This window comes from Agrobacterium burrii, assembly GCF_017313405.1.
Classification (GTDB): domain Bacteria; phylum Pseudomonadota; class Alphaproteobacteria; order Rhizobiales; family Rhizobiaceae; genus Agrobacterium; species Agrobacterium burrii.
Genome location: NZ_JAFLNA010000027.1, coordinates 1 through 9,260, shown reverse-complemented (window position 1 = coordinate 9,260; position 9,260 = coordinate 1). Strand labels below are relative to the sequence as shown.

The window sequence follows — 9,260 nt, the reverse complement described above, 5'->3', positions numbered from 1 at the left end:
TGATATAATATAACGTTAAAAACACACTCAAGATTCAGTTAACATTAATATTTGAAAAGCAATACACATCCACAATCAACACTCTGCGCTAATCTAACACCGGAAACAACTACCGTAGGACCACTTAGAAAGCCTCTCAACGCTGACAATCTTCGCATCTGGTACGAGCTTAGGCGACGGCGGAAAGGCCTCACCAAACGCGACAACTTCGCATCTAAACCGTGAACTTGGGATTGGGGCAAGAAACTTGCGCTGATGCATGCCATGGATTTCGAGAAGTGAATAGTTCGTCTTGAAAAACGATACATTCGGCAGGAAAGCGAAAAACGCCTCCACATCCTTCAGGGAAAGCCGAGAGCCAGGTGAGATCTGGTTGTGCCATTTCCATATCGTCTGGGATGTCACTCCGTCGGTGTAAGGCGATTCAGTACAGGCGACAAATCTGGAAGCCGTAGTGCACAAAAATTTTCCGCACTCCACAAACCGATGAATTTCGTCGGAACTACCGTAGACGTACCACAAATCAGTGCCGGGAAGCACTGAATACAAGGTGTCAAAAGAAGGACCCCGCAGACACGGCGCTTCAGAAAAATGCGCTAACCTCCCGTCGGCTGCGCAAACCTTAGTTTTTAGAATTGATTCCTCCAACACTTTCTGAGCACTAGCTAATGTACTATTGATAAACCCTACATATGCGTCCCTAGATTCCCTAAGACGGAAATCTCCCAACGATGAATCAGATACAAATTTGACGTATCTCGGTCGGAACATTGGACGATTGTATTCCATTTCCAACTTGTAATTGAGAAGTAGAAACTTGCCTCAGACGGAACAGATATCTTCTCTGAAATCTGAAATTTGCACCAAGCGCTCTTTAAAAAAGACAAAAATTCGTGCCGACGGTGGCCCACCGAAGAAAAAGTTGGGGCGTAAATGTCAAAAAGCAGTTCGGCGCAGAATTGCCACATTCTGCGATCTAATTACCCAATCCACGACTTTTGGGACAAAAAAGACAAAAAATATGACACATTTAGCGAAAAATGCTCCTGATTGGAGAAATATTTCCACATGCGGCGACTGTTGCGCGCTGATTGCCTGACGAGGCTACCAAGTGCACTCACGAAAATGCTATCGAGTCGGCCACAATCGCTTGCCCATTCACTATAAGAACACGAACCATCACTCCATTTCTGTCACAGCCCCTCGGCAAATCGGGATCGTGTCCCGGCACGTGGTGTAGGTGGCGGGAGGTAGCAAAGCCGAGCAGCCGCGCGCTTTTCATAGCGCTGTAGCGGGTGATTGGGTTTGCGGGCGGCCATCAGTGTTTTCCGCTAGGGTCGGGTTGTTGAAGACCAACCTGACGGAAAGACCACCGATGACCAATGACATGATGAACGTGCGCTCGCTTGTTGAGAAGAGCGCCGATGCAGATTTATTGCGCGAGATGATCGGTTTTGCAGCCGAGCGGCTGATGGAGCTGGAGGTCGGCTCAGCCACCGGTGCTGACTTCGGCGAGAAGAACCCGATGCGCCTTGCTCAACGCAACGGCTACCGTGACCGCGATTGGGAGACACGGGCCGGAACCGTTGAACTCCGCATTCCAAAGCTGCGCAAGGGAAGCTATTTTCCGAGCTTTCTCGAGCCGCGCCGTATGGCAGAGAAGGCCCTGACGGCGGTTATCCAGGAAGCGTATATCCAGGGAATCTCGACCCGTTCTGTCGACGATCTGGTCAAAGCCATGGGCATGTCGGGCATCTCCAAGAGCCAGGTGTCGCGGCTGTGCGAAGAAATCGACGTCAAGGTAAAGGCGTTTCTCGACAGGCCGATTGAGGGCGAGTGGCCGTACGTCTGGGTGGATGCGACCTATCTCAAAGTCCGCCGTGGCGGTCGCATCGTCTCCGTCGCCGTCATCATTGCTGTCGGCGTCAACAACGACGGGCGGCGCGAGGTCCTGGGTATGGAGGTCGGTACATCGGAGGCAGAACCGATCTGGACGGAGTTTCTGCGCAGGCTGACACGTCGAGGATTGCGTGGCGTCAAGCTCGTCGTCTCCGATGCCCATGAAGGTCTCAAGGCGGCCGTCACCAAGGTTCTCAACGCCACCTGGCAAAGGTGCCGGGTTCACTTCATGAGGAACGTGCTCGCGCATGCTGGAAAGAGCGGCAGGCGGGTCGTCTCCGCCTTTATCGCAACGGCATTTGCTCAGGAGACGCCGGAGGCAGCAAGCGCTCAATGGCGCAGCGTCGCCGATCAGATCAGACCGAAAGTGCCGAAGCTCGCCACCATCATGGACGATGCTGAAGAGGATGTGCTCGCCTACATGACCTTCCCGAAAGAGCACCGGGCAAAACTGCACTCGACGAATCCAATTGAGCGTCTCAACGGCGAAATCAAGCGACGCACCGAGGTCGTCGGCATCTTTCCGAACGACGAAGCGATCGTCCGTCTCGTTGGCGCACTGCTGCTCGAACAGAACGACGAGTGGGCCGTCCAACGCGCCAGGTATATGACGCTTGAGACCATGGCCCAAATGAGCGATGATCCCCAAATCAGTCTGCCCGCTGTGGCTCGCTGATATCCGCTCCGACCCATGTCGGAAAGCACGGCCATCAGCCGTCAGCTACACCACTCCCGTGGACACGATCTTTAACCGCTCCGTTGTTAACCCAAATGCGTACGATGACGAGTATCTCCTTTCAGACCAGAGGCTCACCTATGTTTACGTCGATGAAGTAACAGCGCAATTGTGTGGTCTCAATCGCCTATTACCGTCCAACTCTCCGGCCTTCGGGACAGTAGCTACCGCAATGCCCCCATGGCTATTGGATCCACAAGAAATGAACGCAATCTTGCAACAGAGTTGCGGTCAAGGAGGCTTCGTTAATTACCACCACGGTCCGAGTACAAACAGCTTTTTTTTGGCGATCCTGATGAGCCAGTTGTTCATACGGATCAGGACTGATGTAATCCGCGGTCAAGGTTATGGTTGGTACGCCAGGCTAGGTAATTATGTTGAGGAAGGAGAGGATAACGAAGGTATCGAAAACGAGGAAGAGGAAGAGGAAGAGGAAACGAGAGAGTTCCAATTATCCGATCTCATTCATTATCCCATTGTCGCATTGGGATCGTGCCATCTCACACGTTAGGTGTCGCGGTTACCAGAAAACTTGATCTATCAACGCGTGCTTTGAATCTTGTTATTTTTCATGTTTCTAATATCATCCAGTACCGAAATAAAATTCGTCATTTTCGTCTCTCGCAATGCAATTAATATGGTCTAAATACAGCAATTGTGGCCCAAACACATATTATTATTACTATTATTAGTCGTGCGTAATTTTATTTATGAAACGTCTCGTTTCAAAACTATGAAAATACAATACAAAATGAAACACGCCCATGAAAAATAAAACATCTACAAATACCAATCGAACATTCCATAATATACTTAATCGTATTTTATTATGCAAAGATAGATCTATCTTTGGCATTGCGTAGCGGCGATGCTGCAGGCGAGCATAGCTGAGATACTCCTGGGCTATACCTTCCACCAACTCGTCCTGCGATTTTTGTCTTCATCGGATAGGGCTGTTCGTCGTTGCCAATCGCAAACATAGCGAATCCCCAGGGCGCCAGGAGATCCTATTACATTCCGAACGGATGACCCTCGAATCCTTCGAAAGCGACTGCGTTAATTGAAGGGAATTCCTGTTCCTGTCGGCGCGCATGGATGAGATACTCCTGAGCGATCCCATGAGCCAACTTATCCTCCATGTCTGCGCCAAGCTGCAATAGCATATCGGGTGTGATCTGGTTTTGGCTAGCAAACAACATGGCGTATCGATACCCATCAATCCCTTCCAGTATGGGCCTCAGCTGAGGCTGATTCCAAAGATGAACCAACTCTTCGATGATAGAAAGGCCTGCAGCGGGGTGCAACATCTGCTTAACTCTGGCCTTGGCCGCTTTCATGAAGGTCTCCTCGTCTGCTAACTTGTGGCGAATAATACGCCAACGAAAATCGTTGCTCCAATAACTGCTCTGCACCATGCACTTGAGCAACGAGATAGATCCTCCCTCAAGAATAAGCCCACCGTGAGCCTCATTATTATAAACCTCCGCGATCAGCCTCTCGTGAGCTTGCTTGGCTGAGATGATACCCTTCACAAGAGGCTGTTCATCAAGGTATAGACGGGTCGTGCCCTTCAGTTCTTCCACTGTTGGTCGTCCGCTTCCGGTTGACAGTTGAGGACAGCATTGGACCCGGTCGAGAGAAAGGACTGGCTGCCCGGTTTGCTGGGCAAGAGCTATCGCGGTCGATGTCTTTCCTGTACAAGTTGGACCGAAAATTAGACGGAGATCCATAAGTGTTTTGCGATATCTTGAATACAAATTGATATTTTTTGGGTTCGAGAAGTGTATCATCACAGGCTGTTATATTGTCTTCCTCGAGATTCCTTATTGAAGAGCAAATGGCTTTAGCGTCTCTCCAAAGGGCAACTTGTTTTTCAACAAAGTGTGGGGCACGGCTGTTTCCTTGAAAGCAATTTGTCACCAACGAAGGCGCCTTTAAGTCAAAATAAGGCTGACTAAATCAGCACTATAGAGGCAGCTATTCATGCCACTTGAGGACGTTTTTCCGCGCTTTACTGCCACTTGTCTGCGCTGATTATCATCATTGCTGGCGAGAGAGTGAAATCGTTTGTAATAGTTGATTAGGTGAGACGTCAAAATAAGGGCGACTATTTCATATTTGACTTAAATATGTCCATATTGTTAGGCACATGTGATAGCAATTCCTTAACAACGGTGTCTATTATTTACTTCTTGCAGTCGTTGTCATTGTGACAAAATCAAAGATATTCTACCGTTGGAATAATATTACCATTCAATAAACGCGACAGTTGATATTTTAACTATACCTCAACATATTACTGCGCACCTCAACATAATGGAGGTTAATAGAATTACAGAAATTTTATTTACACCATCATATTCGTTGTTAAACATCAATATTCATTAATAGCAATTTATAAAACGTGCAATACTTGTAACAGGATACGCAGATTAATTTCTATTGCGGTAGTTATATCTCCTCCAAGAGTGTTCGAGAGGATTGTCCTTTGCTAAAACACCTCCACAATTGTGGATAATTGCACAGACGGCATTACACGCGGTCTGAATAGCGCCCTCCACCCATCCACCGGTAAAGGAACAACTGCAACCCGCCAAGTAAACTCCAGTATCATTAGTCATGTCCAGCGCTTGAAAGAAAAGTTCTTCAGAATAAAAATCCTCGCCACGCCGGTTGAGTTTGAAAGCTCCGCCGGCATTCTCGTCTGTAAGCCAATCATGTTGAACAACATTTTGGTCGTAATCAGCGCAAGCGGGAACTAAATGCCGGGCAAACGCCGGGAACGATTTCGAAATTGCGTCCCGTAGCAGACATAATCGCTCTTTTTTGTCGGGGATCGCCAATAGCTTGTGGGAGTCGTCCTCCCATGTATAACTGATGAGCACCACACCTTTACCGTTCGGATCCTGCGGCTCATAGTCCAGACAATACACTGCTTTTGCGACCCCGTCCATGAGGACACAGGACGGGAGCATATGGTCAAACCAAAATTTACGTTCAGTCAGCAGGAACAATTTTGAAGAGCCCGTCATGTGGCTGTTATCAACGGCTTGGTTCACTGGTGCACGAAAAATGGTGGTATCGGATGTCAGACGATGCCTGAGTTGGATATTTGCGAGTCCAGATGTAACCACCACCTTATCATAAAGTTCAGATATCCCGCTCTTAAGCCTTATCTTTATTTTTGTCTTTTCCTTCTCAACCGCCCTGACTTGAACATGGCGTATACGCTGGCTTACAGACACGCCATTAACCACTTGAGAGGCGATCCGACGTGGAAGTTCTGAGATTCCTTCAGAGCACATCCGCTGATTTTCTTCATATCCGTTTATGACCAAGCGAAGGATCTCAATAAACCCGCTTTCAAAAACTGGACCAAACCCGCCAGATCCTATTCCCATTAGCTTGAATAGGTCCCAATCATGAGGGAAACTCCATGTTTCACCACCGGGAGGATGCGTGCCCAGAAAGATCCTCTCTATCGCTGAAGAGAACGACTCCCTCCCGAAACGGTTCAGCCAAATTTGCCAGGCGTCATGAGCCCGCCTAATGTCCCCTAATTTCAAGGCCTCAGTGATAGCATCAGGCGAAGCCAACACAATATCTCCCTCAAGGAAACCGTCCTTCAAGAACGCATGCCACCCGCTATAAACGCGATGGAACAACTTCGGTGGCTGCTGCCCGGCTTTCCACATGTATCGGCAACCCTCGTAGACCAAGTCAGTGTCGACTGTGCCGGGATTTGGGAACGGCCTCATCGAAGACAGACCGTACCGCTCGAGGAAGAAAAACAAGCACGATGCAGCAGGAGGAAATCGCATCGCCCCCATTTCGGCCACGACGCTCGGAGCGTCCTTGAAAGCATGTGACCAAAGCTTGCCTCCAACCCGATCACCTGCTTCATATATTGTAACATCGTCTACGCCAGCATGAAGCAGTTCGCTTGCCACCACGAGCCCGGAAATGCCAGCCCCAATGACCGCTACTTTTGGCCTGGGAACATCTTCTGGAAAGAAGCCGATCCGCCCACTATCTGAACATTTGTCGAGAAACAATCTGTAGTCGTAGAGCAAGTCGATCGTTGGAAAGGACCCTGCCGAAGCCTTCAGCATCAGGTTTCGACCATAAGCTACCATGTCAAATGGTACTGCCTCTTCAATGATTACGGTAAACCCGGTAACGCTTTTCAACGAGCCTTCTTCGTACGGCGCCATTTGCAGGGTTCGGGAGCGGGCAGTCTCAGAGATTGAAATGGCCACGAAATGACTAAGGTCGCTGGGTGCACATCTTTTACCACTCAGCAAATTCATGGTTTGGAGAAGTTGAGCTCTGGAGATATCCATGCAAGATGGTGCAAGGTCGATGGCAACGAGACCACTCACTCTTGTTCGCACCGAAGCTTCTGGTTCGAGTATCCACCTCAGAATTTCCTCGCCAACATAGATGTAAGCGGAGAGGACTGCGACCCTCTGACCGGCTGAGATCTCCGGAAAGCGACCGTCGGCCAGCCTTTTGCAAGCTAACCCAGCGCGGCACTCGCCGGAAATTTGAGTAATTCTTCTTTCCCTCGAAGCTTCTCGTTCTGAGAAGGCTGCGGCAACGCGGCGGTCCAATTCATCAGGCTTGTCGACCATTATCAGATCCACAATTTTGGTAGAGAAATGATCGCATTGTTTATCAAAAAGAGATGAGGCTGACATTGCTAGGGAAGATTGGTCTTTGTGTAGATAACTAAAGACATCAACCGTTTCTATTTAAGTTGAAAATCGGGGAACATACTGTGCATTGACATCCCAATGGAAAGCGACAATTTTGGCGTTTTTCAATAGAATATTCACGCGGGTCCAACTCGCCGCTCAATCAGGTTGAATATTGATTGATACAATACTGTTTCCGTTTGAAAAAGTGCCCTTAATACCTCCAATAATTCGGATCATACGCCGTGATTGGGAAATTCCCTCCAATAATCGCGCAATTTGGGCCCAAGCGCGGTATATTTATTTGATCTGAAATGGGCTTAAAATCCCCAATCCAGAAAGATGGTGCCCATTACCTCGTTAGCACAAACCCTAGAACGCCTAAGACGGAAAGACTACTCATGCTTAGAACTAGTAGAAACTCTAATCGCGCGTTGTGAAGCTGCAAAAGCATTGAATGCCCTTCTGGCTACAGACTGGGATGGCTTGCGGCGAAGCGCCAAAAAAATTGATCGCCATGGAAACGCCGGAGTAGGTCTTTGCGGCATTCCACTCTGTTTTAAGGCGAACATCGCGACCGGCATATTTCCTACCAGCGCTGCTACGCCGGCACTGATAAACCACTTGCCAAAGATACCATCCCGCGTCGCAGAAAGACTTTTTTCAGCTGGAGCCCTGCCGGGTGCTTCGGGAAACATGCATGAGTTATCGTTTGGAATTACGAGCAACAACTATGCCACCGGGGCGGTGCGGAACCCGTGGAATCCAGGTCTGATACCAGGAGGCTCAAGCGGTGGTGTGGCTGCTGCGGTGGCAAGCCGATTGATGTTGGGCGGCATAGGCACCGATACCGGTGCATCTGTTCGCCTACCCGCAGCCCTGTGTGGCGTAGTAGGATTTCGACCGACACTTGGTCGATATCCGGGAGATCGGATAATACCGGTTAGTCCGACCCGAGACACCGCCGGAATCATAGCGCAGTGCGTAGCCGATGTTGTAATTCTCGACCAGGTGATATCCCGAAGGCCGGCGAGAATTCCGCCCGTGCCACTGAAGGGGCTTCGGATCGGCCTCCCCACTACCTACTTTTACGGTGACCTTGATGCTGATGTGGCCTTGGCAGCTGAAACGACGATTCGCTTGCTAGCCAACAGAGGCGTAACCTTCGTTGAAGCCAATATTCCCCACCTGGAGGATCTGAACAACGGGGCCAGCTTGCCAATTGCACTTTATGAATTTCCACACGCTCTAAAACAGTATCTCGACGAGTTTGTGGGAACAGTTTCTTTTTCTGACGTTATCAAAGAAATTCGTAGTCCCGATGTAGCGGACATTGTCAACGCACAAATTGAGGGACATCAAATTTCCAACGCTGAATATGAACTGGCGCGTCACTCCTTCAGGCCAAGGCTCCAAGCCGCTTATCGCAACTACTTCAGACTCTATCGGTTAGATGCAATTCTCTTCCCAACTGCACCCTTGGCGGCCAAAGCCATAGGTCAGGATTCCTCAGTCATCCACAATGGCTCAATGGTGAACACTTTCAAGATCTACGTGCGAAACGTGGATCCAAGCAGCAACGCAGGCCTACCTGGGTTGAGCCTTCCTGTTGGCCTTACACCTGATCGCTTGCCTGTTGGAATGGAAATTGATGGATTAGCGGGTTCAGACCACCGTCTGTTAGCAATCGGGGCAGCATTAGAAAAAGCCATAAATTTTCGTTCTTTCTCAGATGTGCCGAACTAGCTGTTTACCACGCCAATTATTGTCTAATAAATCTGCGCTTCATTTATAATTATTCTTGAAATTCATAGAATACTCAGCGCGTCTGTGTCGCCACCAAGATCGAAACATCTGCTTGATATAATAAAAATCGATATATAAAATTTTTAGTTAATCCTTCTCACAGCTTAGAATAAGCATTATAT

The 9,260-nt window shown here is 48.9% G+C and carries 6 protein-coding genes; 3 read left to right on the top strand and 3 right to left on the bottom strand.

Annotated features, from left to right (window positions below):
* Positions 1–93 precede the first annotated feature (93 nt).
* Entirely contained in the window at positions 94–771 is a 678-nt protein-coding gene (locus tag JZX89_RS28945; protein ID WP_369809636.1) for a RolB family protein, read from the bottom strand.
* Between the two features lie 604 nt (positions 772–1,375).
* Here JZX89_RS28945 and JZX89_RS28385 point away from each other — a divergent pair.
* Positions 1,376–2,575, top strand: coding sequence for an IS256 family transposase (locus JZX89_RS28385; protein WP_042477839.1), 1,200 nt, complete (start codon positions 1,376–1,378; stop codon positions 2,573–2,575).
* On the top strand, positions 2,538–3,146 hold the full coding sequence (locus tag JZX89_RS28380; RefSeq protein WP_246746825.1) for a RolB family protein: 609 nt from the start codon (positions 2,538–2,540) through the stop codon (positions 3,144–3,146). The genes JZX89_RS28385 and JZX89_RS28380 overlap by 38 nt, the downstream gene beginning before the upstream one ends.
* Before the next feature lie 499 nt (positions 3,147–3,645).
* Here JZX89_RS28380 and ipt read toward each other — a convergent pair whose 3' ends face one another.
* Positions 3,646–4,365, bottom strand: coding sequence for an adenylate dimethylallyltransferase Ipt (ipt, locus tag JZX89_RS28375; RefSeq protein WP_032489582.1), 720 nt, complete (start codon positions 4,363–4,365; stop codon positions 3,646–3,648).
* Positions 4,366–5,067: 702 nt separating this feature from the next.
* Complete coding sequence (locus JZX89_RS28370) at positions 5,068–7,335, bottom strand: FAD-dependent oxidoreductase (RefSeq protein ID WP_045231697.1); 2,268 nt, start codon at positions 7,333–7,335, stop codon at positions 5,068–5,070.
* Positions 7,336–7,674: 339 nt separating this feature from the next.
* Here JZX89_RS28370 and iaaH point away from each other — a divergent pair, with 339 nt between their 5' ends.
* A complete protein-coding gene (gene iaaH, locus JZX89_RS28365) occupies positions 7,675–9,078 on the top strand; it encodes an indoleacetamide hydrolase (RefSeq protein WP_045231698.1) in 1,404 nt (467 codons plus the stop codon).
* Positions 9,079–9,260: the final 182 nt, after the last annotated feature.

Excerpts from the sequence above, each read along its gene's own strand:
- JZX89_RS28945 (WP_369809636.1), bottom strand. The coding sequence starts at position 771 with ATGTTCCGACCGAGATACGTCAAATTTGTATCTGATTCATCGTTGGGA.
- JZX89_RS28385 (WP_042477839.1), top strand. The coding sequence starts at position 1,376 with ATGACCAATGACATGATGAACGTGCGCTCGCTTGTTGAGAAGAGCGCC.
- JZX89_RS28380 (WP_246746825.1), top strand. The coding sequence starts at position 2,538 with ATGATCCCCAAATCAGTCTGCCCGCTGTGGCTCGCTGATATCCGCTCC.
- ipt (WP_032489582.1), bottom strand. The coding sequence starts at position 4,365 with ATGGATCTCCGTCTAATTTTCGGTCCAACTTGTACAGGAAAGACATCG.
- JZX89_RS28370 (WP_045231697.1), bottom strand. The coding sequence starts at position 7,335 with ATGTCAGCCTCATCTCTTTTTGATAAACAATGCGATCATTTCTCTACC.
- iaaH (WP_045231698.1), top strand. The coding sequence starts at position 7,675 with ATGGTGCCCATTACCTCGTTAGCACAAACCCTAGAACGCCTAAGACGG.